Origin of the sequence: Mycobacterium sp. SMC-4, from assembly GCF_025263265.1 — a bacterium.
Taxonomy (GTDB): Bacteria; Actinomycetota; Actinomycetes; order Mycobacteriales; family Mycobacteriaceae; genus Mycobacterium.
The window spans coordinates 4,647,155-4,671,791 of sequence record NZ_CP079869.1; the positions used below are offsets into that span (position 1 = coordinate 4,647,155).

Here is a 24,637-nt window from a genome sequence, read left to right on the forward strand (position 1 = left end):
GCGCAGAGGTTTGCCCAGCTAACCGAATGATCACCCGTTGACGATCTTGTGCACCTGTGTGCGCAGACCGTCGGTGGCCGTCTCCATGCCGCCCTTGAGGGCGCGCTTGAGCACGAAACCGGGCAGCGGCACCGACGGGTCGATCTCCATGTCGAACCTCACCCGGGTCTTGGCGCCGTCGGGCGTGAGGGTGTAACCGGCGTCCTGCGCCTTGAGCTGGCCTGCCGACACCAGCGTCCACGTCACCCTGTCCTGGCCCCAGGTGTATTCGAGCACCTGCTCGTCGGTCAGTCCCGCCGCCTTGACCTTCATCTTGACCTTCTTGGGCCGTCCGTCCTCGAACCGTTCGAGCACCTCGGCGTGCTGATACTGCGGGGACCACGACGGCGTGTTCTCGACATCGGCGATGACGTCGAGGATCTGCTCGGGCGTCGCGTCGATCACGACCTCGCGGGAGTCTCGGGTTGCCATGGCCGAACCCTAGACCAGAGCGGTGTCGATGGGGTTGAAAGCGTGCACGCGGGGTAACACCGGTGGGTGAGCAAAGACAAGCCGCGGACCGCCGAGACCGACGTGTCCCCGCCCGATGCGGACGATGACGTGGTCAGCGATCCGTCCAAGGGTGCCCAGGAGGGCGCCGACTGGTCCGACGAGGGTGGCGCCACTCCCGGTGGGCCCGCCCCCACCAGCTGAGCGCTAGGTCTGCCCGGCCAGCACCGCGGTGGCCGCGTTGTAGCCGGGGATGAAGGTGATACCGGGCCCGCCGTGGCAGCCTGCGCTGGCCAGCAGCAGTCCGTCGACCGGAATCGGTTGATCGAGATAGCCTTTCGGCCCCGGCCGATTGGGCCCCATCTGCTCGGGATGGATCAGCCCGTGACAATAGTCGCCGCCCGGAGCACCAAACATCGTGCCCATGTGCCTGGGGGTGAAGGTGGTGTGGCGCAGGATCAGGCCTTCGAAGTTGGGCGCCAGTCGGTTGATCTTCTCGATGACCCTTCGCCCCATCTCGGTCTTCATGTCGCCGTAGCCGGCCCGGTTCTCGGTCAGCGGGAACCACAGCGCAAACGCCGAGGCGGCATGCTTGCCCGGTGGTGCCAGGCCGGAGTCGTTGGCCGAGGGTATCTGCAGAGCGATGGCCGGATCGGCCGGCACGATGCCCTGCTGGGATTGCTCCCACTGCTGCTGCAATTCCTCTGGTGTGCTGAAAAGGCCGATGGCCGACTGATATTGGGGATCGTTGAGGATCTGGTAGGGCTCGGCGAACGATGGGGGTCCGTCCAGCGCGAAGTGCATCTGCAGATAGCTGCCGCGGTGGTCGATGTGGGCGAAGCGTTGCCGGATCTCGGGCGGAATGGCGGCCGGGTCGACGAGCCGGTTGACGGTGAGGTCCGGTGCGACCGCCGAGATGACCACCGGCGCGCTGACGCTGGTGCCATCGTCGAGGCGTACTCCGCTGACCCGTCCGTGCTCGACGGTGATCTCGGCCACCGTGCTGCGCAGCCGCAACTCACCCCCGGCCTCGGCGAACATCCGCAACAGGTGCTCGGTGACCGCGCCCATGCCACCGCGGAACTTCTTGATCAGGGTGGCGTTCTCGTCGGGCACTGCGAGCCCAAACGCCAGCGCCGTGGCGCTGCCGGGGGTCTGCGGCCCGCGGAAGGTGGTGTTGACGGCGAGAAACGCCAGCATGCCGCGCAGCGCACCATGCTTCTCCCGGTCGGGCAGGTAGCGGTCCAGGACGTCGCTGACCGAGCCGAACAGCATGTCGGTGATCGCCTGACGCTCGGAAGCGTCTGTGGCGCAGGCATACATCTCGTCGAGGCTCTTGGGCGGCCGGGCCGCGTCGAACCGTCCGAGCGCGCGGGTGGGGGCCTGACACCAGGCCATGAGTCCGGCCATCCCGGCGACTGCCTCGGCTCCGTGCACCTCGTTGAGGTGGGTCAGCAGTTTGACCGGGTCGGTGTAGTACACGACGGGGTCATCCCCGACCCCGCGCAACTGCACCGACATGACGTCCAGATCCACCGTCGGCAGGTCGGCGAGCCCGAGCGCGTCGCTGACCGCGGCAGCGGTGGGCACCTGCACCGATCCGGCGATCTCGAAGCGGAAACCGTCGAACAGCTCCACGGTAGAGGCCATGCCACCGGCGTAGCGCTTGGCCTCCAGGCACACCACCCGCATTCCGGCCCGTTGCAGCAGCAGCGCCGCGGTCAATCCGTTGTGACCGGCGCCCACCACGATCGCGTCGAAGCTCGTCTCGGACTCCGCCATGCACCGAGGCTGGCAGCCCTCCCTAGTTTTGTCAATATTGACAAAACTAGGGAGTCAATCGGCGATGCCGTTGCGCAACAGATCCAGCGCCTCGCGGCACAACCGGCTCAGTTCGGCCAATGACTGATCCTGACCGAGCATCCAGCTCTCCATCGCGCCGAAGACCGCAGCGGCGATGCACCGCGCCGTCACGGTCAGCCGCATCCGCTCCGTCGTCCCGGGAACCGGCGGGTCGTGGTGGCTGTCGGCAAGGCGCTCCTCGATGGCCGCCGCGAAATCGGCCTCCACCTGGCGGATGTGGCGCACGATGCGATCGGGATCGAGTTCCTGCGCGCGCAGCGCGGCGATCTTGGTGACCGCCCAGTCGTCGTACGGCGAGGCCATGATGGCCGACTGCACCGATTCGATGATCGATTCCTGGGCCGAGCGGTCGGCCAGCGCAGACCGAAACCACTGCAGTCCGGCGTCGTAGTCGGCGAACAGCAGGTCGTGCTTGGACGCGAAATGACGGTAGAAGGTGCGCAGGGAGACACCCGCGTCGGCGGCGATCTGCTCGGCTGAGGTCTCCTCCACACCCTGGGCCAGGAACCGCACCACCGCCGCCTGTCGCAGCGCCTCCCGGGTGCGCTCACTGCGCGCGGTGTGGGCGGGTCGGACCATCAACTCGACCTGTGCTGACCGAGCAACGCGATCGAGGCCTCGACCGCCTCGTCGGTGACGTCGCCGAGTCGCCCGCCTTCCTCGACGGTGCAAGCGGTCAGCTCGCGCAACCCGCCGAGCAACATGATGATGCGCTGCCGCGAGATGGGACTGACTCCGGCAGAACGGAATTCGTCAGTATCGGTGATGGCGTCGACCATCGCGATGAAGGCCTGCATCGCGTCACGCTGGAGGTCGCGTGCCACCGCACCGAGTGCAGGCACATCCCGGATCCAGCTGAGCATCAGCGCCGAGCGCGCCTCACCGGCGGCGATCCACGCCTCGACCGCCTGCCGGACCTGCTTCTGCCAGGGCGCGCTGGCGTCGACCGCTTCGGAGATCTGGCGGACCTGGTCGGCGTTGGCGTCCGCGAGCAACGCGATGAAACAGGCCTCGCGGCTCTCGAACTGCTCATAGAAGGTCCGGCGCGAGGTGCGGGCCCGCCGCACGATGTCGGCGACGGTGGTCTTGGCGTAGCCGTCCTCGGCGATGGACGCCTCCAGCGCGTCGAGCAACCGCTGGCGGAAGCCGGTGCGGTCATCGGCGGTGTCGGTGGCATCAGCGCGTGTCATGTCCACGACATGATCCCACGGTCAACGGCAATAGCTGCGGGTGGCGACGTCGAGCGCCTGCCGGTACAGCGGGTCGAACCCGCGGGCGTCGGCGACGACGGCCTTGGCCTGATCCAACTCGGCAGGACACACCGGCGACTGCAGCACGGCACGTTGTTCGGCGATCTCGCTGACCATCTGCCGGTTCACCTCGTCCAGGACGGCCCGGGCAGCCGCCAGATCCTCGGCTGCCGCGGGCGCGGACGCGGGGTCCAACGTCCACTGCGAGAGCCGGGCGTACTGGATACCGACCGATGCGTCGATCTGGTCCCGGAAAACCGCCGTGACGACGGCCGGATCGGCACCGAGCAGGCTCGCCTCGGCGCTGACCGCGTCGATCACCTGCTGCTCGCGCTGCGGGTCCTTGACCGGCTGGCCGCTGTGGAACTTGGCCAGCGCCACCGGTTCGGCCACCTCGAGCCGACGGGCGGTGGCGTCGATGAGATCTTCGAGCGTGCTGGGCGGCTGTGCGGCGGCCGCCGGCGCGACCAACATGGCCAGTGCCGCGGCCGTGGCCGCCGCTCCGGCGGCCAGACGCGATCGACGAGTGAACATGGTGGCCAGGGCCGGGATCGAACCGGCGACCTTCCGCTTTTCAGGCGGACGCTCGTACCAACTGAGCTACCTGGCCGGACGGCACCGATCACTGTGCAACAAGTGCCTCGCCGTGATGGCGACCCTGACGGGACTCGAACCCGCGACCTCCGCCGTGACAGGGCGGCGCGCTAACCAACTGCGCCACAGGGCCTTACTTTTACTACTTTCGTGCAACTCCCACTTTCGTGGTCGCCACGCGTACCCCCTACGGGATTCGAACCCGCGCTACCGCCTTGAAAGGGCGGCGTCCTAGGCCGCTAGACGAAGGGGGCCAGCCGAATCTCTCCGGGGTACTCGCAACGCTCATGTCGTTGGGAGCTTCGATAGCTTAGGGTACCGACACCCAAATCCTCAAACGAGCAGCCCACCGCTATCCTTTCTGATGCCAAGCCCCTATAGCTCAGTTGGTAGAGCTACGGACTTTTAATCCGCAGGTCCTAGGTTCGAGTCCTAGTGGGGGCACTCAGCGGAAGTAGCGCTCGTTGCCGGTCGGGTAGCCGCCGCCGGTGGTGGTGATGTGGACGTGGTCGTAATGGCCGTAGCCGCCGGCTCTGGCACCGTTGGGCGTGTAGTACACACCCCGCCAGATGGCATCCTGGATCCCGAAGCGCTGCGCGTTCTGCAGCACGTAGGCCACGATCGCGTTACCCAGCGCGATGCCGTGCGCCGAGCTCGGGTTCGGGATCATCACGTCCAGCGCGAGGCCGTCAGGATGCCAGCGCAACGCATCCTGACGGACGCCGCCGATATGGCTGATCTCCGGGAACATCGCGCTGACGCTGCGCGCGGTCAGGATGGTGCGGACCTGCAGGCCGCGCTCCGGGGCCACCCCGGCCGGCAGGGTCGGGCTGACCACCCGCCAGCGCGACGCCGACACCAGTTCGACTGCCGAGGCTTCGTCGCTCGGCGCTTCGGCGGTGAGGTGGTCCGTCGGCGCGCCGGGCGCGGCGACGATCTCGACGCAGCAGGGCTGCTCCGGCGCCTCGACCGACTCGGCCGGCTGTTGCGCGACGGGTGCGGGCTCGACTGCAGCAACACGCGTGCCCTCGTCGCCGTGGGCGATCAGCAGCACCGCTGCTGGGGCGAGCACAGCGCCGAGGTACACCGACGGACTGCGCCGTGTCTGGGACTTCGAGTGCCGACCCACACAAGCAAGATACGGAAAAGATCGGCAATGTACAGCATCAAGTGCCGAACTTGAAGACGGCACGCTGATCGTTACCGGACCGGGATGCTCCCTTCAGCGAATCTTGACGTGCGGCATCGCCGCAGGTCAGTCGCTATGCCACGACCAGCACCACGGCGAACACCAGGACCGCCAGAACGGCGAAGGCAGCCAGTACTCCGCTGGTTCCACGGGACTGCGCGACCGGCGCGTTCAGACTTGCCTGCATCGCCGCCGCGGTGCTGAATCGCCACCGCGGATCGGGCGACATGGCCTGCTCGATCGTCGCGGCCAGTGCAGCGTCGATATCGGGCCGCAGCGCCCTCAGCGGCGTCACCCGCCCGGTATAAATCGCGTCGGCCAACGCGGCCAGGTTGTCCTGGGGATAGGCTCGGCGGCCGGTCAGCGCCTCGTAGGCCACGACTCCGAGCGCGTACAGGTCATCACTGGGCGTAGCCGGCCGCCCCGCGATGCGGTCGGCGGGCAGGTAGGCCATGGTGCCGAACACCCGGTTGGTCAGGGTCTGCGGTGACTCGGCACTCTTCGCGACGCCGAAATCGGTGATCTTGACCCCGCCGGACGGGGTGAACAACAGGTTGGCCGGCTTGACGTCACGGTGCAGCACGCCGCGGCCGTGCGCGGCGCCCAGCGCGGACAACACGTCGGTGACGATGGCGCGGACGTGCCCGCAGGGCAGCGGCCCGTGCTTGGCCAGCACGTCGGCCAGGCTCTGACCGGGCAGCCGCTCCAGCACGATGTAGTCGCGGCCGTGGTCGACGCCGTGGTCGTGGACGGCCACCACGTGCGGATGGTTGAGCAGCGCCGCGGCCCGGGCCTCGGTCATGAAGCGACGACGGGTGTCCGGTTGAGCGCTGACCGCCGGGTGCAACATCTTGACCGCGACAGGCCGACCCAGCCGGATGTCCCAGGCATCACGCACCTCCGCCATGCCGCCGCGGCCGAGAACACCGCGAAGTTCATAGCGGCCGCCCAGAAGCTCTGGCGCCTGCATGCTCTTGAAGCTAGCCAATACGCCGCGAACGCAAACCTGACGCGCCGGTAGCCAGATCAGACGTTGGGGCAGTAGAACTGCGGCTGTCCGCGGTATTCGACCGGTGGCAGGTTGCGCGCCGGGGTCTGCACCAGCGGCGCGTCGGCCGGAATTCGCCCAACTGCGCGATCGGTCGCCGAGCGTTTCCGCGGGTGCATCAACCAGCGCTTGGGCAGCACGGTCGTCGCCAGATGCAGGACATTGCCGATACGTCGGTGGACCCATTCCTGGCGTCGCGACCAGGTGAAGCCCATCAGCTCGCGCACCGGCTGGTCGTAGAGCCCGACGGTCATGAACACCAGGAACCGTTGCATGACCATCAGATTCAGCCGCCAGGCCCAGTCGGGCACCCACTGCAGCGACGGGTGTTTGGGCATGGTCGTCAGGTCCAGCACTTCCCTTGCCGCCCATGTGTTTTCGAGAACGTTGTGACACATGTGGTCCCAGTACTGCTCGAATTCCTCCCAACTCTGCGGCACCGGACGCATGCTCATGCCGTACATGCGGTACCAGGTCAGGTGTTCATCGAACAACTGTCGGCGTTGCTCGTCGGTCAGCCCGCCGTGGAAACGCTCGGCCGCCAGCAGCGTGGACTTGAAGAAGGTCGCGTGCGCCCAGTAGAAGACGTCGGGGTTCAGCGCGCTGTAGCGGCGCCCCTGATCGTCGACGCCCTTGATCCCGATGTGGTAGTCCCGCACTTCGGCACCGGTCTGCGGGGCGCGATCGCCGTCGAAAACCACGCCTCCGATCGGGTAGATCGACCGCAGCAGGCGCGGCATCCGCTCCAGGAAGAAGATCGAGTGCTGTTCGACCGCGGCCCCCAACTGCGGGTGCATGTTCTGCATCGAACCGGCCCACGGACCCTGGAACAGCCCCGTCCACTGGCCGAAGTACTTCCATGTCAGCGAGTCCGGCCCGAGCGGCGCCGGCAGGTCGTCATATCCGCCCGCGCTCACCGGGCAGCCGGCGGCCATCGCGGCCTCGCCGGTGCCCGCGTCGCTGTTGGCCGGGCACGTCGCGGACGTATCTTGAGTCACTGGCGCTCTTCCTGTCGACGCGTCACAGAATCTGACTACACACGTTGTCAGTTCGAGCTTAGGAGGGCTGTGCGCTCAGGTCAACGACGAGGCAGATGGTCCGGCGTTCCGTTGTCGGACCGCCAGGCGCTGCGCCGTGACGAGCTGATCGCCGCCGGCATCGCCGCGCTGGGCAGTCCGGACGGGCCCGGCCTGACTGTCCGGGCGGTGTGCCGCGCCGCCGGGCTGACCGAACGCTACTTCTACGAGAGCTTCACCGACAGAGACGATTACGTTGCCGCCGTCTACGACGAAGTGTGCAGCGCCGCGATGGCGACGCTGATGCAGTCGCAAAGCCCCCGCGACGCGGTCGAGCGGTTCGTCTCGCTGATGGTCGACGACCCGGCCCGCGGCCGGGTACTGCTGCTGGCCCCGGAAGCCGAACCGGTGCTGGCCCGCTCGGGTGCCCGCTGGATGCCCAGCTTCATCGAACTGTTGCAGCACAAACTGACACGAATCACCGATCCGACCGTTCAGGCCATGATTGCCACCGGCTTGATCGGGGCACTCACCGCACTGTTCACCGCCTATCTCGACGGGCGCCTGACGGCCACTCGCGAGCAGTTCATCGACCACTGTGTTGAGCTACTGCTCAGCAGAGCAACAACTGGATAACACCGTCACGTCGCGTGTGACCTGCGGCGCGGTGGCTTGAATGTCACCGAAATACACAGATATATTGAGTGCAACCAACAGGTACACATAACTGGGAGGTGTCGTGTCGAAAGACCTGACCGACCTGCAGCTGTTGACCGAGCTCGAGCCCGTCGTCGAGCCGCTGGTCAACCGCCACATGCAGATGAAGAAGGACTGGAACCCGCACGACTACATCCCGTGGTCCGACGGTAAGAACTACTACGCCCTCGGCGGCCAGGACTGGGACATCGAGCAGTCGAAGCTCTCCGAGGTCGCCCGCGTCGCGATGCTGACAAACCTGCTCACCGAGGACAACCTGCCGTCCTATCACCGCGAGATCGCGATGAACTTCAGCATGGACGGCCCGTGGGGCTTCTGGGTCAACCGCTGGACCGCCGAGGAGAACCGCCACGGCATCGCGCTGCGCGACTACCTCGTCGTCACCCGCAACGTCGACCCCGTCGAACTCGAGATGCTGCGCATCGAGCAGATGACGCGTGGCTTCTCCCCCGGCCAGAACCAGCAGGGCGGCATCGAACTGTTCGCCGAGAGCCTCTTCGACTCGGTGATCTATGTGACGTTCCAGGAGCTTGCGACCCGCGTCTCACACCGCAACACCGGCAAGGCGTGTGAGGACCCGATCGCCGACCAACTGCTGCAGCGCGTGTCGGCCGACGAGAACCTGCACATGATCTTCTACCGGGACGTGTCCGAAGCCGGTTTCGAGATCGCGCCGAATCAGGCGATGAAGTCCCTGCACAAGGTGCTGCGCAACTTCAAGATGCCCGGTTACACCATCCCGGATTTCCGTCGTCGTGCGGTGACGATCGCCTCGGGCGGTGTGTACGACCCGAAGATCCACCTCGACGACATCGTCTTGCCGGTGCTGAAGAAGTGGCGCATCTTCGAACGCGAGGACTTCAACGGCGAGAGCGCACGCATGCGCGACGACCTCGGTCTCCTCATCGAGGAGCTGCAGGAAGCCGTCGACAAGTTCGAGGTCGCCAAACAGCGCCGCGAGCAACGTCTCCGTCAGATGGCCGAGAAGAAGGCGGCCAAGGCCCAGCTGGTGGGATCATCAGCCTCGTAACAGATACCCCTCGTTCGGCCCGGTCCCTGCGGATCGGGCCGTTCGACCTTCGCAGCCCCGTCGTGCTGGCTCCCATGGCTGGGGTGACCAATGTCGCATTCCGCACGCTGTGCCGGGAGCTTGAGCTCAGCCGAGCGGGCACCGTCAGCGGGCTGTATGTGTGCGAGATGGTGACCGCTCGCGCTCTGGTGGAGCGACACCCAGTCACCATGCACATGACGACGTTCGCGCCCGACGAGACCCCGCGCTCGCTGCAGCTCTACAGCGTGGACCCGGCCAACACCTACGCCGCGGCGAAGATGATCGTCGACGAGGATCTCGCCGACCACATCGATATGAATTTCGGCTGCCCGGTCCCGAAAGTCACCCGGCGCGGCGGTGGAGCGGCGCTGCCCTACAAACGTCGGCTGTTCGGTCAGATCGTGGCCGCCGCGGTACGTGCCACCGAAGGCACCCGCATCCCGGTCACCGTCAAGTTCCGCATCGGTATCGACGATGAGCACCACACCTACCTCGACGCCGGTCGCATCGCCGAGCAGGAGGGTGCCGCCGCGGTGGCTCTGCACGCCCGCACCGCCGCGCAGCGCTACTCCGGGGTGGCCGACTGGGACCAGATCGCAGCCCTCAAGGCGCACGTCGGTGGTATTCCGGTACTCGGAAACGGTGATATCTTCGACGCCCGAGACGCGCTGGCCATGATGGCCGCGACCGGGTGTGACGGCGTCGTGATCGGCCGTGGCTGCCTGGGGCGGCCCTGGCTGTTCGCCGAGCTGTCGGCCGCCTTTTCCGGGGCGGTGCCGGCGACCCCGCCGACCTTGGGCGAGGTCGCGGCGATCATCCGAAGGCACGGTGAGCTGCTGGCCGCCCACTTCGGAGAGGACAAGGGAATGCGGGACATCCGCAAGCATGTGGCCTGGTACCTGCACGGTTTTCCGGCCGGAGCCGACCTGCGCCGGTCGATGGCACTGGTCAAGACGATTTCCGAGCTGGATGACCTGCTCGAGCAACTCGATCCGGACGTGCCTTTTCCGGCTGCGGCCCACGGTCCGCGCGGACGTCAGGGTTCGGCGGCCTCGGTGACGCTGCCCGAAGGGTGGCTGGACGACCCCGACGACTGCACGGTCCCGGCCGGCGCTGACGTGATGCATTCCGGGGGCTAGCCTGCGCTGAGACCGTTTCGAGAGATTTCTGACACTTAACTCGGCTAGCTGTCTCTCAGGATGTCTCAGTACGATAAGGGGCCACATTGTTCGGCTCCAACGGCGGAGCCTGATCAGCGCTGAACGACAGCAGACGGGCATCGGAAATTTCGGTGCCGTCGCGCCAGGACGCAGACGTCGTCAGCGGAGCCCCACGAGCTGGAGGGCCGGTAGGAAGATGAGCGACGGCGACAAGCAGGACGCCGCTGCCGATCCTGGCCGCTCCATGCCCGGTGACGAGCCCAGGGGCGATAGTGACCGGCTTACCCGAAGCGCTCGGCCGATGCCAGGAGCCGCGCCGTGGGAGCGCCGAATCTCACCTCGATCCCCCGACCCGGCCGATGACCCGGGCGCGAACCCGACACCAGTCACCGTCGCCGACCTGATCGCCAAGATCCACGGTGGCCCGCCTCCGACTCCTCCGCGGCGTCACCGCGCCGACCCCGAGCCTGCGCCGCCTCCCGAGCACCAGCCCGACTTCGAGCTCGACGCCGAACCGTATCCGGCCGACGACCTCGACACCGCCGTCCTCCCGGTGCTCAACGTGGAGTCCGAGCTCCCCCAGCTCGCCGGTCCGCTGCGGGAACCCGACGTTGCGCCGCGACCCACTGCTGCTCGCCCGGGCGGAAAGCACCGCGGGACCCTGCTGGCCGGACGGACCGTCGCCGCGTTGGTCGCCGTGCTCGCCCTGGTCCTGACCGGAGGGGCCTGGCAGTGGCAGTCGGCGAAGAACAACCTGCTCAACAAGGTCTCCGCGCTCGACCCCGATTCGCGCGACATCGTCGATCCCAATGCGCAGTTCGGTGATGAGAACTTCCTGATCGTCGGCGTCGACAGCCGCATCGGCGAGAACCTGGAGATGGGCGCCGGCACCACCGACGATGTCGCCGGTGCCCGGTCGGACACCGTGATGCTGGTCAACATCCCGGCCAACCGCGAACGTGTGGTGGCGGTGTCGTTTCCGCGCGACCTCGAGATCAGCCCGATGCTCTGCGAGCCGTGGGACCCCGAGACCCGCGAGTACGGCCCGATCACCGACCCGGACTCGCCCATGTACGGCAAAGACGAGGTCTACACCGAGTACAAGCTGAACTCGGCGTTCGCCGTCGGCGGCCCCAAGTGTCTGGTCAAGGTCATCCAGAAGCTGTCCGGTCTGCACGTCAACCGGTTCATGGCCGTCGACTTCGCCGGCTTCTCCTCGATGGTCGACGCGCTGGGCGGTGTCGAGGTGTGCAGCACCGTGCCGATCGAGGACTACGAGCTGGGCACCGTGCTTCCGCGGGCCGGCCGGCAGGTGGTCGACGGTCACACCGCGCTGAACTATGTGCGGGCCCGCTCGGTCACCACCGAGGTCAACGGCGACTACGGACGGATCAAACGTCAGCAGCTGTTCCTGGCCTCGCTGCTGCGCTCGTTGATCAGCAAGGAGACGTTCTTCTCGCTGTCGAAGCTCAACAATGTCGTCAACATGTTCATCAACGACAGCTACGTCGACAACCTCACCACGAAGGACCTGGTCGACCTGGGCCAATCGGTGCAGGGCGTGACCGCGGGACGCATCACCTTCGTCACCGTCCCGACGGTCGGCTACGCCGACGAATGGGGTAACGAGATCCCGCGCACCGACGACATGCGGGCGCTGTTCGACGCGATCATCAACGACGACCCGCTGCCCGAGGAGCGCAACCCCGACAACACCCCCGTCCCGGGTACCCCGGAGGCACTGGCCAACGGTGCCGGGGCCGCCGACCCGTCGACGTCGACCCCGGAGATCATCAAAACGGTGACCACCAGCCCGTCTGCGGTGACGGTGCAGGTCTCCAATTCCACAGCGCAGAGCGGACTGGCCGCGACAGCCGCCGGCGCGCTGGAGGCCTACGGGTTCGACGTGACGACCCCTGACGACTACCCCGGACCGCTGGAGCAGACGACCGTTTTCTTCTCACCAGGCAACGAGGAGGCCGCCGCGACGCTGGCCGCCTCGTTCCCCAATGCGACGGTCGAACGGATCGGTGGCATGGCCGACGTCGTCCAGGTCGTGCTCGGCAGCGACTTCTCCTCGGTGGCGGCGCCGGTGCCCAGCGGGTCCTCGGTAGAGGTGCCGGTAATCCGCGGATCGCGCAGCGCCGGGGCTGCGACGCTGCCCGAAGACCTCACGGTCACCAACGCCGCGGACACCAGCTGCGACTGAAAACGCCATTTGTCCAGGTGGGATTCACCGGTCGTTCACCGTGCGCTCGTGACTTGGGGTTGGCAAGGGTCGTAGGCTTGACACATGCGTACCGCGTACCACGAGCAGTTAGACGCCCTGACCAGCCTGTTGGGCGAGATGTGCGGGCTGGCGGGTGTCGCCATGGAGCGTGCCACCCAGGCGCTGCTACAGGCTGATCTGGCGCTGGCCGAACAGGTCATCACCGACCATGATCAGATCGCCGCGATGAGCTCCCGCGCCGAGGAGAACGCCTTCGTGCTGCTGGCGCTGCAGGCGCCGGTGGCCGGAGATCTGCGGGCGATTGTCAGCTCCATCCAGATCGTCGCCGATGTCGACCGGATGGGCGCACTGGCGCTGCACGTGGCCAAGATCGCCCGCCGCCGTCACCCTCAGCACGCCCTGCCCGAGGAGGTCAACGGTTACTTCGCCGAAATGGGCCGGCTGGCAGTGGAATTGGGACACAGCGCCCAGGAGGTGCTGATCACCCGTGACCCCGAGAAGGCCGCGCGAATCGGCGAAGAAGACGACGCGATGGACGACCTGCACCGCCACCTGTTCTCGGTGCTGATGGATCGGGAATGGAAGCACGGTGTGGCCGCCGCGGTGGACATCACGCTGTTGGGCCGGTTCTACGAGCGGTTCGCCGACCACGCCGTCGAGGTCGCCCGTCGAGTGATTTTCCAGGTCACCGGCAAGAATCCGGACGAGGAGCAGCTGCCCGCGGCACGCTGAGCAGACGCAAAAGCCCCCTATTTCAGGGGGCTTTTGCGTCTGCTCGCGGGGAGAACCTCAGCCGAAGCGGCCGGAGATGTAGTCCTCGGTGGCCTTCTGGGTGGGGTTGGAGAAGATCTTCTCGGTGTCGTCGATCTCGACCAGCTTGCCGGGCCTGCCGGTGGCCTCCAAGTTGAAGAAAGCGGTCTGATCGCTGACCCGAGCGGCCTGCTGCATGTTGTGGGTGACGATCACGATGGTGAAGTCCTGCTTGAGCTCGGAGATCAGGTCCTCGATCGCCAGGGTCGAAATCGGGTCCAGCGCCGAGCACGGCTCGTCCATCAGCAGCACGTCGGGCTGCACGGCAATGGCACGCGCAATGCACAGCCGCTGCTGCTGTCCGCCCGACAGGCCGCCGCCCGGTTTGTCGAGCCGGTCCTTGACCTCGGTCCACAGGTTGGCGCCCTTCAGCGATCGCTCGGCCACCTCATCGAGGGTCTTCTTGTTGCGCACGCCCTGCAGTTTCAGGCCGGCGACCACGTTGTCGCGAATCGACATGGTGGGAAATGGGTTCGGCCGCTGGAACACCATACCGATGGTCTTGCGTACGCCCACCGGATCGACGCCGGGACCGTAGATGTCGTCGCCGTCGAGCAGAACCGATCCGGTCACGTAGGCACCCGGGATGACCTCGTGCATACGGTTGAGCGTGCGCAGCACGGTGGACTTGCCGCAACCCGACGGGCCGATGAACGCCGTGACGCTGCGCGGCGGCACCGCCAGCGAGACGTCGGCGACCGCGTGGAACGCGCCGTAGTAGATGTTGACGTCTTTGAGGTCGAGACGCTTGGCCATGGTTTTCTCCTAAACCTACTCAGACCTTTTTAGGGGCAAAGAATTTGGCGATGAAACGCGCGCCGATGTTGAGCAGCGCGATGAGGATGATGAGGGTCAACGCAGCACCCCAGAGTCGGTCGGTGGGAACCGGATTGGCGCCGGCGCCGGCCGAGGTCTGGTCGAACATCATGCCGGGCAGCGAGCCCATGAAACCGCTGGCCATGTCGAAGTTCATCGCCTGCGAGTAACCCACGAGGATCAGCAGCGGTGCGGTCTCACCCATCACGCGGGCCAGCGCCAGCAGGATGCCGGTGACGATGCCCGACAGCGCGGTGGGGATGACGATCGCCGAGATGGTCTTCCACTTGGGCACCCCGAGCGCGTAGCTGGCCTCGCGGAGATCCATCGGTACGATGCGCAGCATCTCCTCGGTCGACCGGACGATGACCGGGATCATCAACAACACCAGAGCCAACGAGACCGCCAGACCCGACCGCTGGAAACCCAGGGTGGCCACCCACAGCGCGTAGATGAACAGCGCCGCCACGATCGACGGCACACCGGTCAGGATGTCCACCATGAACGTGGTGACCTTGCCCAACCGGGTACCACCGCCGTATTCGACCAGAAAGATGCCGACGAACACACCGATCGGGATGGAAATCAACGCGCAGACCAGAGCCTGGAGCAACGTGCCGACGATCGCATGGTAGGCACCACCGCCGGCGGCGAAGGCCGTCATCCCGGCTTGGGAGTTGAACCACCACGTGCTCGACGTGACTGCCCCGAAACCCCTGACGAGCACGGTCAGCAGCACCCACACCAACGGGACGATGGCGATCAGCACCGACAGACTGACCAGGACGGTGGCGAGGTTGTTGGTGAACTTGCGGCGGGCGCTGACGCCCTGGAACGTCGGCGGCTTGACCGGCTGGTCCAGCGTTGCGGTCATGATGCGGACCTGTCCTTTCCGGAGACCGCGGCGCGCGCCAGCGAGTTCACAACGAAGGTGAGGATGAACAGCACCAGACCGGCGGCGATGTAGGCGCCCGCTTTGTACTGGTCGTTGAATTCCGATGCCGCCGAGGCGATCAGGCTGGCGAAGGTGTATCCGCCGTCGAACAGCGACCAGCTGAACGCGGCCTGCGTGCCGCGCAGGATGATGAGCAGCGCAATGGTTTCGCCGAGGGCGCGGCCCAAGCCGAGCATCGCCCCACTGATGTAGCCGGACATGCCGAACGGCAACACGGTGGTGCGCACCACTTCCCACCGGGTGGCGCCCAGCGCCAACGCGGCCTCGATCTGGCCGCGCGGCGTCTGGACGAACACCTCACGAGTGACCGCGGTGATGATCGGCAGGATCATCACCGCCAGCACGATGCCGGCGGTGAAAATGGTGCCGCCGCCGGCCACCGACGCGCTGCCGGTGGAGAACAGGAAGAACCAGCTCAGATTCTCGTTGAGCCACAACGCGAACGGACGCAGCACCGGGGCCAGCACGTACAGACCCCAGACGCCGTAGATGATCGACGGCACCGCGGCCAACAGATCGACCATATAGGCGAGCGGACCAGATACTCGCCGCGGCGCGTACTGGGTGAGGTAGATCGCGATGCCCAACGCGATCGGCATCGCCAGCAGAAGCGCGAAGACCGACACGAACACCGTCACCTGCAGCAGGTCGAGGATGCCGAACGACATCGCCGAGGTGTCGGTGGTGATCCAGGTTCCGCCGTAGAGGAAGAAGTTCTCCTCGTTGCGCGCGAGCGCCGGAATTGCGCGCCACACGAGGAAAAATCCGATCGCCGCGATGAGCGCGACGATCAGGATTCCCGAACCTTCCGACAGCCAGCGGAAGATTCGGTCACCGGCGCGGACCTTGGTCCCCCGTCCGGGGTCGGTGGAGATGGGTTCCGGTTCGGGGAAGGGCGCGGCCATCGCCTCGCCGGATCCACGGTCCGTGGGATTAGGAACTGTCACGTCCAGCCTGTCGGTCATCGGATTCGCATCCCATCCTCACCGGGTCCGCGTCGTCTCGCCACAAAATCAGGCAGACGGGCCGATGGCCTCGATGGAGCTCAGCAGCCGCTCCTTGAACCGGTCCGGCAGCGGCACGTAGCCGGCGTCGGAAAGTCCGCCCTGACCGTCATTGGCCGCCGCGGTCAAGAACGACCGCACCGCCGCGGCCGTGTCGGCGTCATAGCCGTCGGAGCAGACGATCTCGTAGGTGGCCAGCACCAGCGGATAGGCGCCTTCTTCAGTGGTGCCGTAGAGCGAGTTCAGATCGAGGGTCAGGTCCTCACCTTCCCCGGCGAACTGGGCGGCGTCGATGGCCTTGCCGGCGGATTCATCGGTCAGCTCCACCGCACCGCTGCCGTTGTCGATCTGGGCGTAGGGCAATCCAGCCTGATCGGCGAAGCCCTTCTCCACGTATCCGATGGAACCGGGGGTGGCCTGCACCGCCTGCGCGACACCGGCCGACTTCTGGGCGCCTTCGCCGGCGCCACCCTGGAACTCGCTACCGGCACCGCGGGTCCACGCCTCGGGCGCGGCTGCCTGCAGATAGAGTTGGAAGTTGTCCGTGGTGCCCGACGAATCCGAGCGGAAGATCGGCGTGACCGGGGTGTCGGGCAGTTCCTTGCCCTCGTTCAGCGCGGCGATGGCCGGATCGTTCCAGGTGGTGATCTGGCCCTGGAAGATGCGGGCGATGGTGTCGGCGCTGAGCACCAGATCCTCGACGCCCTCGACGTTGTAGGCCATCGCGACGGGGCCGAAAACCAGCGGCAAGTTCCACGCCGGGTTGCCGTCGCAGCGCTGAGCGGCCTGCTGGGCCTGCTCGTCCTTGATCGGCGAGTCGGATCCGGCGAAGTCGACGTTGCCGGCAACGAACTGCTCACGTCCGGCGCCCGAACCGGTCGGGTTGTAGGACAGGTTCTTGCCCTGGCACTTCTGGCTCCACACCTGGTTGAACACCGCGATCGCGTTCTGCTGGGCGGTCGAGCCCTCAGCTGTCACCGAGCTCTTGCCGGCGCACTCCTCTGCGCTGGCCGCGCCGTCTCCGGTGGCGCCGTTGGTCGCCGACGGAGCGTTGTTGTCGCTCCCGCATCCGGCGAGGGTCAACGCGGCGATCGCCGCAGCCGACACCGTCGTACCGAACGTCTTGCCGATGCTGTTGAGCTTCACTGATCCCACTTTCATAGACGTGCCCAGACGGGTGCAATCTCTCGGGCAACGTATGCGGTTGCGGTGGATCGTTCGGAGACGGCGGGTGAACGCGAGGTGAACGGTTCGGCGTTCTCACCTGCTCGCGGCGTCCCGGGAGGCGTAGGCCACGTCGGCGTTGGCGATGTCGAAACCGAGCCGTCGATACGTCTTCACCGCCGCGGCGTTGTCGGCTTCCACATAAAGCATCACCTCGGCACCGTCGGAGCTCAGCCGCTCGGCCAAGTGGTGCAGGCCGATCAGGGTCAGAGCAGCACCGAGGCCCCGGCCCTGAGCGGCGGGGTCGACGCCGACGACATACACCTCGCCCAGGTCATCGGAATGTCTTTTTGTCCAATGGAATCCAAGGAGATCCCCCGACGCGTCGTCAACCGCCAGGAACAGTCCGGCAGGCTCGAACCACGACTCGGATCTGCGTTCGGCGAGGTCCTCGTCGGTCCAGCCGCCTTGCTCGGGGTGCCAGGCGAACGCAGCATTGTTCACCCGCAACAGCTCGGCATCGTCGGGCGCGCCGGCGTAGGTGCGCACTGTCACGCCGGCAGCGGTCGTGGTCGCAGGCAGGTCGGCGAGCGCGCGACGCATCTGGAGCAACTCTCGTACGACGACGAGGTCGAGGGCGGCCGCTGTCGCACGGGCCGGTTCGAGGTCACCATGCGCCCACACCCGGGTCGTCGGACCACCGGCATCCAGTGCCGCGCGGATCATCGCGGCGCCGGTCCCCCTGCGACGTGATTGCGGATGCACGACAAGCTCAGCCATCGGCGGCGCGCCGTCGGAAGCCGGCGCCAGGTTGAGGTAACCGTGCACGGTGCCCTCCCCGGCCGCGATCAGGTGCCGCGTGCGACCGTGGTTCAACTCACGCAGCACCTGCTCCCCCACCGGGGCGACCCCGTCGGCGGCCGTCGCCGCGGTGATGACGTCGCGGATCTGTGCACGGGTGGCGTCGGAGAGGTCCTGATGCCAGTCGACCGTCACGGACTCCCCAGCGTTTCGGAGACCGTTTCGTTGCTCAGTTCGTCGACCTCGTCGTCATAGGGGTCGTCGTCGAGCCCGTCGGGCACCGACGCACCGGAGGACCCCGCACGTCCGCGGGCGGGACGCACCGCCTTGTATCCGACGTTGCGGACGGTACCGATCAACGATTCGTACTCGGGGCCGAGCTTGGCGCGCAACCGCCGCACGTGCACGTCGACGGTGCGGGTGCCACCGAAGAAGTCGTATCCCCAGACCTCCTGCAGAAGCTGGGCGCGGGTGAACACCCGCCCGGCGTGCTGCGCGAGGTACTTCAGCAGTTCGAACTCTTTGTAGGTCAGGTCCAGCGGTCGTCCCCGCAGCCGGGCGGTGTAGGTGCCTTCGTCGATCACCAGCTCGCCGAGACTGATCTTGCCGACGTTCTCCTGGTTGGCCATACCGCCACGGCGCCCGACCAGCAGCCGGAGCCGGGCGTCGATCTCAGCTGGACCGGTGCTCGGCAGCAGGATCTCGTCCAGACCCCACTCCACGTTGACCGCTACCAGCCCACCCTCGTTGACGACGGCGACCACGGGAACCGAGGTGCCGGTGGTACCGAGCAGTCGACACAACCCGCGCGCAGCGGCCAGGTCGGTACGCGCGTCGACGATGGCCACGTCGGCCGCACCGGCTTCCAGCAGCGACGACACTTCCGTCGGCGCGGTGCGCACCGTATGGGCCAGCAGCGCCAACGACGGCAGGACGGACTCAGGGTGCGGGTCGACCGTCAGTAGCAGTAGATCCAACTCCGCCCTCCAACAGCTGTGGAGATCATTCACCGGGATCCCGCCGGCACATCCTTGTCGCGCGGTGACATCCCAGATTCATGCCTGACATACGGCCGTTACTGACCGTTGGTGTCCTAACGATAGCGTGCAACCCCCCGATAGGCCGCGCCGAACGGTAAGCGGCACCGCGTAGGCGACAATGTCGGGGTGCGCAAGCTCGTCGTCGGGATCCTGTCCACCGTGCTGGCCTTGGCGCTGGGCGTTGTCGGCACCGACTTCGGGGCCGCGATCTACGCCGAATATCGCCTGGCCAGAAGCGTGCGTGCGGCCGCGGACCTGAATTGGGATCCGTCGGTGGCGATCCTGGGCTTCCCGTTCCTCGCGCAGGCTGCGCGCCATCACTACGACGAGGTGGAGATCAAGGCCAGTGGTGTTGATCACGCCGTCGTCGGCCGAGCGTCACTGGAGACAACCCTGCATTCGGTGGCGTTGCCCGGGTCGTGGCTGGTGCGGCCCGACACCGAGCTGTCCGTCGAGAAGGTGGAAAGTCGCATCATCATCGACTCCACCCATCTGGGCCGGTTCATGGACATCACCGACCTGCTGGTGGAGGCGCCCACCGTGGAGACCAACGACTCCACCGGCGGCACCACCGAGTCCGGCATCTCCGGCAGCCAGGGCGTGGTGTTCACCGGCACCCCGCGCAAAGCCGGGTTCGACGAGCGGGTCAGCATTGCCGTCGACCTGTCGGTGACCGGCCCGGACGACGCCACCCTGGTGTTGACCGCGACGGGGGTCTTGACCGGGCCGGGTACCGCGGATCAGGAGGTCCCCGAGGAGGAGTTGCCCGCGGTACTCGAAGCGTTCTCCACCTCGTTGCCCGGCCAGCGTCTGCCCTTCGGCGTCGCGCCGACCAGTCAGGGCGCTCGGGGCTCGGACATCATCATCGAAGGCATTGCCGAGGACATGCGGCTGCGACTCGACCGGTTCCGGCTGTCATGAGCTCGACCTGGATCGTCGTCATCACGATGCTGATCGCCGCGTTCGGTGCGGCCCTCGTCGTCGGGCGGCTGCTGGCGCTGCGCACCAGTCTGGCCCGGGGCGCCGCCGAATGGCCCGATGTGGACACCAGCGACCTGGGTCTGTCGAGGACCGGGCCTACCATCCTGCATTTCAGCGCGCCGTGGTGCGGGCCGTGCGCCGGTGTACGTCGCGTCGTGGAGCAGGTGTGCGCCGAATTGCCCGCCGTGGCCCATGTCGAGATCGACATGGACGCCAATCCCGAGCCGGCGCGCAGGCTTTCGGTGCTGTCGCTGCCGACGACGTTCATCTTTGACGCCGACGGCCGACAGCGCTACCGCAGCTCCGGTGTGCCCACCGCCGCTGACCTGCGCTCGGCTTCGCAGGCACTGTTGGCTTGATCACCCTGTCATTGGGTAAGGTATGGGCCGTGTCAGCCCGCCTCGAGCTTGTGCTCACCAAGCGCCGCGCAGTCGATCTGTGCCGCGTTGCGGGTTGTTGCTGTTGTTGTTGCTGCTGAGTAGCTGCGCCATTCGCGGTGCGCCGCACTCTTGAGCGGCCGTTTTCGGCCAGCCAGCCCGCCGATGCACATCAACAGGAGTTCGTTTATGCCGGAGATCACCACCACCGGGAGCAGGACCGCGCCCGTTACGTCCGGCCTGCCCGTCTCTCGCACCTAACCGCCCCCAACAGAACCGGAAGGACCCATTTATGGCACGCTCCGACGTCCTGGTCTCAGTCGACTGGGCCGAGAGCAATCTCGACGCACCGAACACCGTCTTCGTCGAGGTCGACGAAGACACCAGCGCCTACGACACCGGCCACATCCCCGGCGCCGTCAAGCTCGACTGGAAGACCGATCTGCAGGATCAGGTGCGGCGCGACTTCGTCGACGCCGAGCAGTTCTCGAAGCTGCTCAGCGAGCGCGGCATCGCCAACGACGACACCGTGGTGCTCTACGGCGGTAACAACAACTGGTTCGCGGCCTACGCCTATTGGTACTTCAAGCTGTACGGCCACGCCGACGTCAAGTTGCTCGACGGCGGCCGCAAGAAGTGGGAGCTCGACGCTCGCCCGCTGTCGACCGACAAGGTCGAGCGCCCGACCACCAGCTACACCGCCAAGGCTCCCGACACCAGCATCCGCGCGTTCCGCGACGAGGTGATCGACGCGATCGGCCAGAAGAACCTCGTCGACGTGCGCTCCCCTGACGAGTTCTCCGGCAAGATCCTCGCTCCCGCGCACCTGCCGCAGGAGCAGAGCCAGCGCCCGGGGCATATCCCGGGCGCCATCAACGTTCCGTGGAGCAAGGCCGCCAACGAAGACGGCACCTTCAAGTCCGACGAGGACCTGGCCAAGCTGTACGCCGAGGCCGGCCTGGACGGTGAGAAGGAGACGATTGCCTACTGCCGGATCGGTGAGCGTTCGTCGCACACCTGGTTCGTGCTGCAGGAGATCCTCGGACACAAGAATGTCAAGAACTACGACGGCAGTTGGACCGAATACGGCTCCCTGGTGGGGGCCCCGATCGAGTTGGGAAGTTGATATGTGCTCTGCACCGAAGCAAGGACTGACGTTGCCCGCCGGCGTCGACCTGGAGAAGGAAACGGTGATCACCGGTCGAGTCGTGGACGGCTCAGGTCAAGCGGTCGGCGGCGCGTTCGTCCGGCTGCTGGACAGCTCCGACGAGTTCACCGCCGAGGTTGTCGCGTCGGCCACCGGTGACTTCCGGTTCTTCGCCGCTCCGGGCACCTGGACGCTGCGGGCCCTGTCGCCGGCAGGCAACGGCGATGCCAGCGTGGCACCGTCGGGTGCCGGCATCCACGAGGTCGACGTCAAGGTCGCCTAGCACTGCCAGGGTTCACCGGGTGTTGCGCTGATCTTGCTGTGAAAGTGCTGCGAGTTCGGCGTTGGTCGACGACGATATGGTGACGCCCGCGCCGCTCGGCGCGGGGTCACTGACCCGGCACACCGCCGCGGCTAGCTCGAGGACCCGACATGAAGATCACGTTTGCCTGCGCTGCAGCCACGCTGCTCGCCGGATCCGCTCTGTTCAGTGCCCCCACGGCGCTCGCGGACCCGGAGGGTGATTTCCTGTCCGTGATCGCCGACTACGGCATCACCTGGCCGTCGGACAAGACTGCCCAGGTCATCGAAACCGGGTATGCGGTCTGCCAGGACTGGGTCAACGGCGCCACGTTCGAGCAGGAAGTCCTCGAACTGGCCGGCGCGACGGGCTGGCCGAACGCCGATGCGGGCTATTTCATCGGTGCCGCCACCGGCGCGTTCTGCCCCGAGTTCGAGTACAAGGTCGGCTGAACGACGGCCCACTGCGGCAGTTAGACTTTCCGCCGTGGTGCTGTTCTTCGAGATCCTGCTCGTCGCGGCCGTCGTGGTGATCACCTGGTTCGCGCTCTACGCGTTGTATCGCCTGGTCACCGACGAGTCGTGAGTTCCGGCGACGAGGCGGTGGCCGCCGCGGCCCAGCGAGCCAGGGAGACCTCAGCGCGCAACATTCCGGCGTTCACCGACCTCCCGCTGCCGGTCGACACCGCGAACCTGCGCCAGGGAGCCGACCTCAACAACGCACTACTGGCACTGTTGCCCCTGGTCGGTGTGTGGCGCGGTGAGGGTGAGGGTCGCGGCACCCATGGCGACTACCGGTTTGGACAGCAGATCGTGGTGTCCCACGACGGTGGGGACTACCTGAACTGGGAGGCCCGGTCCTGGTTGCTGACCGAGGACGGCGACTATGACCGTCCGGGTCTGCGCGAGACCGGATACTGGCGATTCGTCACCGACCCGGCCGATCCCGGCGAGTCCCAGGCCATCGAGCTGCTGCTGGCCCACTCTGCCGGCTACATCGAGTTGTTCTACGGTCGGCCGCTGAACCAGTCGTCGTGGGAGTTGGTCACCGACGCACTGGCACGCAGCAAATCCGGGATGCTCGTCGGCGGCGCCAAGCGGCTCTACGGAATCATCGAGGGCGGCGACCTGGCCTACGTCGAGGAACGCGTCGACGCCGACGGCGGCCTGGTTCCGCACCTGTCGGCCCGGCTGTCCCGGTTCGTCGGCTGATGCACCCGCTTCGGATTGTCGCGGTGATCGCCGCCGCGGGTGCTGTGCTCGTCGGCTGCGGTTCGCCCGCCGAGTCTCCGGCCCCGTCGAGCCCTAGCCCGACCCAGCCGACCGAGAGTCACGGGTCCTACGCGTCGTGTCTGGATCGCCATGGAGTACCCGCGCCCCCGGGGCCGGTGTCCGGACCCCCGCCCGGGATCGATGCCGCCACCTGGGAGTCCGCGATGGCTGAGTGTTCGGAGCTGGCTCCGGGCCCGGCCGGCTGATCCCAGAGACGGGACAGCCCCCGAGCCGTGATCCTCGGTCGGACACAACCGAGGGGCTCGGGGGCCGGGTGACTGCGGGGAATTCGCCAGCGCGCGCAGGTGTGCGTCAAGCGCTCCCCGGCGCTGCTAGCTCGCAGCCACCTCACATGTCCATAAGTCACTCAATTTGTCGGACCACCTCCTTCCCTGTGTACAGGCGAAGGTACCCGCGCATGGTCAGCGCGACAAGGGATTTACTCTGTCAGCGATCGCTGAGTACGGCGGCGTCGATCAGCGCGGCGATGTCGGCGGCGTCCGCCGCGGCCGGCAGCGCGACCCCGTCGAGGGTGTGCACCCGGGCCGCCAACGTGATGCTCGACACCAGCCAAACCCCTTGCGCAGCAAGCAGATCAGCCCGCGTGAGGGCCTGATAGTCGCAGTCGTAGCCGGCGTTGCGCGCCACCTCGAACAGGGCCTGCTGGGTGGTGCCGCGCAGAATCGGATACCAGGGCGGCGGGGTCAGCAGGCACCGTCGGCCCTCGTCGGAGACCGTGGCGATGACCACCGTCGATCGCGGCCCCTCCAGGATCAATCCGTCGGTGCTGACGAAGATCACGTCCCCGGCGCCGTGCGCCTCGGCATGCCGCAGCGCGGCCATGTTCACCGCATAGGACAACGTCTTGGCGCCCGCCAGCAGCCACGGCAGGTCGTCGATGCCGTGCGCGGCCAGACCGCGCGACAAGGTCAGCGCCGCCAGGCCGCAGCGTCGGACCTCGGCGACACGCGCCGGAACCGGCCCGATGGTGGCGTAGGCGGTAGCGCCGGAGTCGTTTTCCCGGCCCCGGCTGTACACCAGCCGCAGCACACCGTCCTCATTCCCGGCCCCGACCCAGGCGTCCACCGCGACTGCCACTGCGCGGCGCCACCGGGCCGGGTCCGGCGCCGGCAGGTCCACCAGGCGCGCCGAATGCGACAACCGGCCCAGGTGGGCGTCGAGCAGACAGGGTCCGCCGTCGCGGACGAGCATGGTCTCGAAGATTCCGTCACCGCGCACCGCGGCGAGATCGTCGGCATAGAGCAGCGGGACGCTGGGATCGTGCAACGTCCCGTCCAGTGTGACCACGACTGCGGGTCGGTCGCTCATGGGGCATGAGCGTAGCCGCAGCAATATCGGCTCG

The 24,637-nt window shown here is 66.9% G+C and carries 28 protein-coding genes and 4 tRNA genes; 14 read left to right on the forward strand and 18 right to left on the reverse strand.

All coding sequences use genetic code 11. The annotated features are described in order from the left end of the window. Window positions 1–30: 30 nt before the first annotated feature. The gene (locus tag KXD98_RS22105; RefSeq protein WP_260760436.1) at window positions 31–471 is read right to left on the reverse strand and encodes an SRPBCC family protein; all 441 of its coding nucleotides are present in this window, start codon (window positions 469–471) and stop codon (window positions 31–33) included. Between the two features lie 66 nt (window positions 472–537). Between KXD98_RS22105 and KXD98_RS22110 the strand changes: the two genes are divergently transcribed. Continuing rightward, window positions 538–693: a hypothetical protein gene (locus tag KXD98_RS22110; RefSeq protein WP_260760437.1), complete on the forward strand. Its 156-nt coding sequence runs from the start codon at window positions 538–540 to the stop codon at window positions 691–693. A 3-nt stretch (window positions 694–696) separates the two neighbouring features. Here the strand turns inward: KXD98_RS22110 and KXD98_RS22115 are convergent, their stop codons facing one another. The 7 genes from KXD98_RS22115 to KXD98_RS22145 all read right to left on the reverse strand — a co-directional run bounded on the left by KXD98_RS22115 (window position 697) and on the right by KXD98_RS22145 (window position 4,450). Then, window positions 697–2,271, reverse strand: a complete 1,575-nt coding sequence (locus tag KXD98_RS22115; protein WP_260760438.1) for an NAD(P)/FAD-dependent oxidoreductase — start codon at window positions 2,269–2,271, stop codon at window positions 697–699. Window positions 2,272–2,325: 54 nt separating this feature from the next. Then, window positions 2,326–2,931: a TetR/AcrR family transcriptional regulator gene (locus tag KXD98_RS22120; RefSeq protein ID WP_260760439.1), complete on the reverse strand. Its 606-nt coding sequence runs from the start codon at window positions 2,929–2,931 to the stop codon at window positions 2,326–2,328. Continuing rightward, entirely contained in the window at window positions 2,931–3,542 is a 612-nt protein-coding gene (locus KXD98_RS22125) for a TetR/AcrR family transcriptional regulator (RefSeq protein WP_260760440.1), read from the reverse strand. Before KXD98_RS22125 ends, KXD98_RS22120 begins: the two co-directional genes overlap by 1 nt. A 21-nt stretch (window positions 3,543–3,563) precedes the next feature. Then, window positions 3,564–4,136, reverse strand: a complete 573-nt coding sequence (locus tag KXD98_RS22130; RefSeq protein ID WP_260760441.1) for a chorismate mutase — start codon at window positions 4,134–4,136, stop codon at window positions 3,564–3,566. After that, window positions 4,136–4,212, reverse strand: a tRNA-Phe gene (locus KXD98_RS22135). Before KXD98_RS22135 ends, KXD98_RS22130 begins: the two co-directional genes overlap by 1 nt. A 40-nt stretch (window positions 4,213–4,252) precedes the next feature. Further along, window positions 4,253–4,329: transfer RNA gene (locus tag KXD98_RS22140), tRNA-Asp, on the reverse strand. Window positions 4,330–4,377: 48 nt separating this feature from the next. Further along, window positions 4,378–4,450, reverse strand: a tRNA-Glu gene (locus tag KXD98_RS22145). Window positions 4,451–4,567: 117 nt separating this feature from the next. Here KXD98_RS22145 and KXD98_RS22150 point away from each other — a divergent pair. After that, window positions 4,568–4,640, forward strand: a tRNA-Lys gene (locus KXD98_RS22150). A gap of 1 nt (window position 4,641) precedes the next feature. On the opposite strand, the gene KXD98_RS22155 is transcribed toward KXD98_RS22150, so the two are convergent. The 3 genes from KXD98_RS22155 to KXD98_RS22165 all read right to left on the reverse strand — a co-directional run bounded on the left by KXD98_RS22155 (window position 4,642) and on the right by KXD98_RS22165 (window position 7,431). Continuing rightward, a complete protein-coding gene (locus KXD98_RS22155) occupies window positions 4,642–5,325 on the reverse strand; it encodes a hypothetical protein (protein WP_260760442.1) in 684 nt (227 codons plus the stop codon). A 133-nt stretch (window positions 5,326–5,458) separates the two neighbouring features. Next, window positions 5,459–6,355, reverse strand: a complete 897-nt coding sequence (locus tag KXD98_RS22160) for a serine/threonine-protein kinase (protein WP_260760443.1) — start codon at window positions 6,353–6,355, stop codon at window positions 5,459–5,461. Window positions 6,356–6,411: 56 nt separating this feature from the next. Further along, the gene (locus tag KXD98_RS22165) at window positions 6,412–7,431 is read right to left on the reverse strand and encodes an oxygenase MpaB family protein (RefSeq protein WP_260760445.1); all 1,020 of its coding nucleotides are present in this window, start codon (window positions 7,429–7,431) and stop codon (window positions 6,412–6,414) included. 69 nt (window positions 7,432–7,500) lie between these two features. Here KXD98_RS22165 and KXD98_RS22170 point away from each other — a divergent pair, with 69 nt between their 5' ends. The 5 genes from KXD98_RS22170 (at window position 7,501) to phoU (ending at window position 13,339) form a co-directional block, all read left to right on the forward strand. Further along, window positions 7,501–8,085: a TetR/AcrR family transcriptional regulator gene (locus tag KXD98_RS22170; protein WP_260760446.1), complete on the forward strand. Its 585-nt coding sequence runs from the start codon at window positions 7,501–7,503 to the stop codon at window positions 8,083–8,085. Between the two features lie 103 nt (window positions 8,086–8,188). Next, window positions 8,189–9,196, forward strand: coding sequence for an acyl-ACP desaturase (locus KXD98_RS22175; RefSeq protein ID WP_260760447.1), 1,008 nt, complete (start codon window positions 8,189–8,191; stop codon window positions 9,194–9,196). Window positions 9,197–9,270: 74 nt separating this feature from the next. Next, a complete protein-coding gene (gene dusB / locus KXD98_RS22180) occupies window positions 9,271–10,356 on the forward strand; it encodes a tRNA dihydrouridine synthase DusB (RefSeq protein ID WP_260760448.1) in 1,086 nt (361 codons plus the stop codon). A 217-nt stretch (window positions 10,357–10,573) separates the two neighbouring features. Next, window positions 10,574–12,586, forward strand: a complete 2,013-nt coding sequence (locus KXD98_RS22185) for an LCP family protein (RefSeq protein ID WP_260760449.1) — start codon at window positions 10,574–10,576, stop codon at window positions 12,584–12,586. A gap of 84 nt (window positions 12,587–12,670) precedes the next feature. Further along, a complete protein-coding gene (gene phoU / locus KXD98_RS22190; RefSeq protein WP_260760451.1) occupies window positions 12,671–13,339 on the forward strand; it encodes a phosphate signaling complex protein PhoU in 669 nt (222 codons plus the stop codon). Window positions 13,340–13,396: 57 nt separating this feature from the next. Here phoU and pstB read toward each other — a convergent pair whose 3' ends face one another. The 6 genes from pstB to KXD98_RS22220 all read right to left on the reverse strand — a co-directional run bounded on the left by pstB (window position 13,397) and on the right by KXD98_RS22220 (window position 19,134). Then, window positions 13,397–14,173, reverse strand: coding sequence for a phosphate ABC transporter ATP-binding protein PstB (pstB, locus tag KXD98_RS22195; protein ID WP_260760452.1), 777 nt, complete (start codon window positions 14,171–14,173; stop codon window positions 13,397–13,399). Window positions 14,174–14,192: 19 nt separating this feature from the next. Beyond that, on the reverse strand, window positions 14,193–15,107 hold the full coding sequence (gene pstA / locus KXD98_RS22200; protein WP_260760453.1) for a phosphate ABC transporter permease PstA: 915 nt from the start codon (window positions 15,105–15,107) through the stop codon (window positions 14,193–14,195). Continuing rightward, window positions 15,104–16,153, reverse strand: a complete 1,050-nt coding sequence (gene pstC / locus KXD98_RS22205; protein WP_260760455.1) for a phosphate ABC transporter permease subunit PstC — start codon at window positions 16,151–16,153, stop codon at window positions 15,104–15,106. Before pstC ends, pstA begins: the two co-directional genes overlap by 4 nt. A 48-nt stretch (window positions 16,154–16,201) precedes the next feature. Next, window positions 16,202–17,338 (reverse strand): phosphate ABC transporter substrate-binding protein PstS, encoded by a 1,137-nt coding sequence (pstS, locus tag KXD98_RS22210; RefSeq protein WP_260760456.1) that lies wholly within the window; start codon window positions 17,336–17,338, stop codon window positions 16,202–16,204. Window positions 17,339–17,452: 114 nt separating this feature from the next. Continuing rightward, entirely contained in the window at window positions 17,453–18,352 is a 900-nt protein-coding gene (gene mshD / locus KXD98_RS22215; protein ID WP_260760458.1) for a mycothiol synthase, read from the reverse strand. Continuing rightward, the gene (locus KXD98_RS22220) at window positions 18,349–19,134 is read right to left on the reverse strand and encodes a response regulator transcription factor (RefSeq protein WP_260760460.1); all 786 of its coding nucleotides are present in this window, start codon (window positions 19,132–19,134) and stop codon (window positions 18,349–18,351) included. The genes mshD and KXD98_RS22220 overlap by 4 nt, the downstream gene beginning before the upstream one ends. A gap of 189 nt (window positions 19,135–19,323) precedes the next feature. Between KXD98_RS22220 and lmeA the strand changes: the two genes are divergently transcribed. The 7 genes from lmeA (at window position 19,324) to KXD98_RS22255 (ending at window position 23,214) form a co-directional block, all read left to right on the forward strand. Beyond that, window positions 19,324–20,118: a mannan chain length control protein LmeA gene (gene lmeA, locus KXD98_RS22225; protein ID WP_260760461.1), complete on the forward strand. Its 795-nt coding sequence runs from the start codon at window positions 19,324–19,326 to the stop codon at window positions 20,116–20,118. Continuing rightward, the gene (locus tag KXD98_RS22230) at window positions 20,115–20,537 is read left to right on the forward strand and encodes a thioredoxin family protein (RefSeq protein WP_260760462.1); all 423 of its coding nucleotides are present in this window, start codon (window positions 20,115–20,117) and stop codon (window positions 20,535–20,537) included. Before lmeA ends, KXD98_RS22230 begins: the two co-directional genes overlap by 4 nt. Before the next feature lie 50 nt (window positions 20,538–20,587). Next, on the forward strand, window positions 20,588–20,656 hold the full coding sequence (locus KXD98_RS28600; RefSeq protein WP_350355364.1) for an Ms5788A family Cys-rich leader peptide: 69 nt from the start codon (window positions 20,588–20,590) through the stop codon (window positions 20,654–20,656). Window positions 20,657–20,847: 191 nt separating this feature from the next. Beyond that, complete coding sequence (locus tag KXD98_RS22240) at window positions 20,848–21,681, forward strand: sulfurtransferase (RefSeq protein WP_260760464.1); 834 nt, start codon at window positions 20,848–20,850, stop codon at window positions 21,679–21,681. A gap of 1 nt (window position 21,682) precedes the next feature. Beyond that, window positions 21,683–21,985: a DUF1416 domain-containing protein gene (locus tag KXD98_RS22245; protein WP_029110402.1), complete on the forward strand. Its 303-nt coding sequence runs from the start codon at window positions 21,683–21,685 to the stop codon at window positions 21,983–21,985. 149 nt (window positions 21,986–22,134) lie between these two features. Beyond that, window positions 22,135–22,455: a DUF732 domain-containing protein gene (locus KXD98_RS22250; RefSeq protein ID WP_260760465.1), complete on the forward strand. Its 321-nt coding sequence runs from the start codon at window positions 22,135–22,137 to the stop codon at window positions 22,453–22,455. A gap of 129 nt (window positions 22,456–22,584) precedes the next feature. After that, on the forward strand, window positions 22,585–23,214 hold the full coding sequence (locus KXD98_RS22255) for an FABP family protein (protein WP_260760466.1): 630 nt from the start codon (window positions 22,585–22,587) through the stop codon (window positions 23,212–23,214). Window positions 23,215–23,721: 507 nt separating this feature from the next. Here KXD98_RS22255 and KXD98_RS22265 read toward each other — a convergent pair. After that, on the reverse strand, window positions 23,722–24,603 hold the full coding sequence (locus KXD98_RS22265) for an aminodeoxychorismate lyase (protein ID WP_260760468.1): 882 nt from the start codon (window positions 24,601–24,603) through the stop codon (window positions 23,722–23,724). Window positions 24,604–24,637 lie beyond the last annotated feature (34 nt).

What these genes read in the sequence shown, in the direction of transcription:
- KXD98_RS22105 (WP_260760436.1), bottom strand. Translation starts at nt 471, where the DNA reads ATGGCAACCCGAGACTCCCGCGAGGTCGTGATCGACGCGACGCCCGAG.
- KXD98_RS22115 (WP_260760438.1), bottom strand. Translation starts at nt 2,271, where the DNA reads ATGGCGGAGTCCGAGACGAGCTTCGACGCGATCGTGGTGGGCGCCGGT.
- KXD98_RS22120 (WP_260760439.1), bottom strand. Translation starts at nt 2,931, where the DNA reads ATGGTCCGACCCGCCCACACCGCGCGCAGTGAGCGCACCCGGGAGGCG.
- KXD98_RS22125 (WP_260760440.1), bottom strand. Translation starts at nt 3,542, where the DNA reads ATGACACGCGCTGATGCCACCGACACCGCCGATGACCGCACCGGCTTC.
- KXD98_RS22130 (WP_260760441.1), bottom strand. Translation starts at nt 4,136, where the DNA reads ATGTTCACTCGTCGATCGCGTCTGGCCGCCGGAGCGGCGGCCACGGCC.
- KXD98_RS22160 (WP_260760443.1), bottom strand. Translation starts at nt 6,355, where the DNA reads ATGCAGGCGCCAGAGCTTCTGGGCGGCCGCTATGAACTTCGCGGTGTT.
- dusB (WP_260760448.1), top strand. Translation starts at nt 9,271, where the DNA reads ATGGCTGGGGTGACCAATGTCGCATTCCGCACGCTGTGCCGGGAGCTT.
- KXD98_RS22185 (WP_260760449.1), top strand. Translation starts at nt 10,574, where the DNA reads ATGAGCGACGGCGACAAGCAGGACGCCGCTGCCGATCCTGGCCGCTCC.
- phoU (WP_260760451.1), top strand. Translation starts at nt 12,671, where the DNA reads ATGCGTACCGCGTACCACGAGCAGTTAGACGCCCTGACCAGCCTGTTG.
- pstB (WP_260760452.1), bottom strand. Translation starts at nt 14,173, where the DNA reads ATGGCCAAGCGTCTCGACCTCAAAGACGTCAACATCTACTACGGCGCG.
- pstA (WP_260760453.1), bottom strand. Translation starts at nt 15,107, where the DNA reads ATGACCGCAACGCTGGACCAGCCGGTCAAGCCGCCGACGTTCCAGGGC.
- pstC (WP_260760455.1), bottom strand. Translation starts at nt 16,153, where the DNA reads ATGACCGACAGGCTGGACGTGACAGTTCCTAATCCCACGGACCGTGGA.
- KXD98_RS22230 (WP_260760462.1), top strand. Translation starts at nt 20,115, where the DNA reads ATGAGCTCGACCTGGATCGTCGTCATCACGATGCTGATCGCCGCGTTC.
- KXD98_RS22240 (WP_260760464.1), top strand. Translation starts at nt 20,848, where the DNA reads ATGGCACGCTCCGACGTCCTGGTCTCAGTCGACTGGGCCGAGAGCAAT.
- KXD98_RS22245 (WP_029110402.1), top strand. Translation starts at nt 21,683, where the DNA reads ATGTGCTCTGCACCGAAGCAAGGACTGACGTTGCCCGCCGGCGTCGAC.
- KXD98_RS22250 (WP_260760465.1), top strand. Translation starts at nt 22,135, where the DNA reads ATGAAGATCACGTTTGCCTGCGCTGCAGCCACGCTGCTCGCCGGATCC.
- KXD98_RS22265 (WP_260760468.1), bottom strand. Translation starts at nt 24,603, where the DNA reads ATGAGCGACCGACCCGCAGTCGTGGTCACACTGGACGGGACGTTGCAC.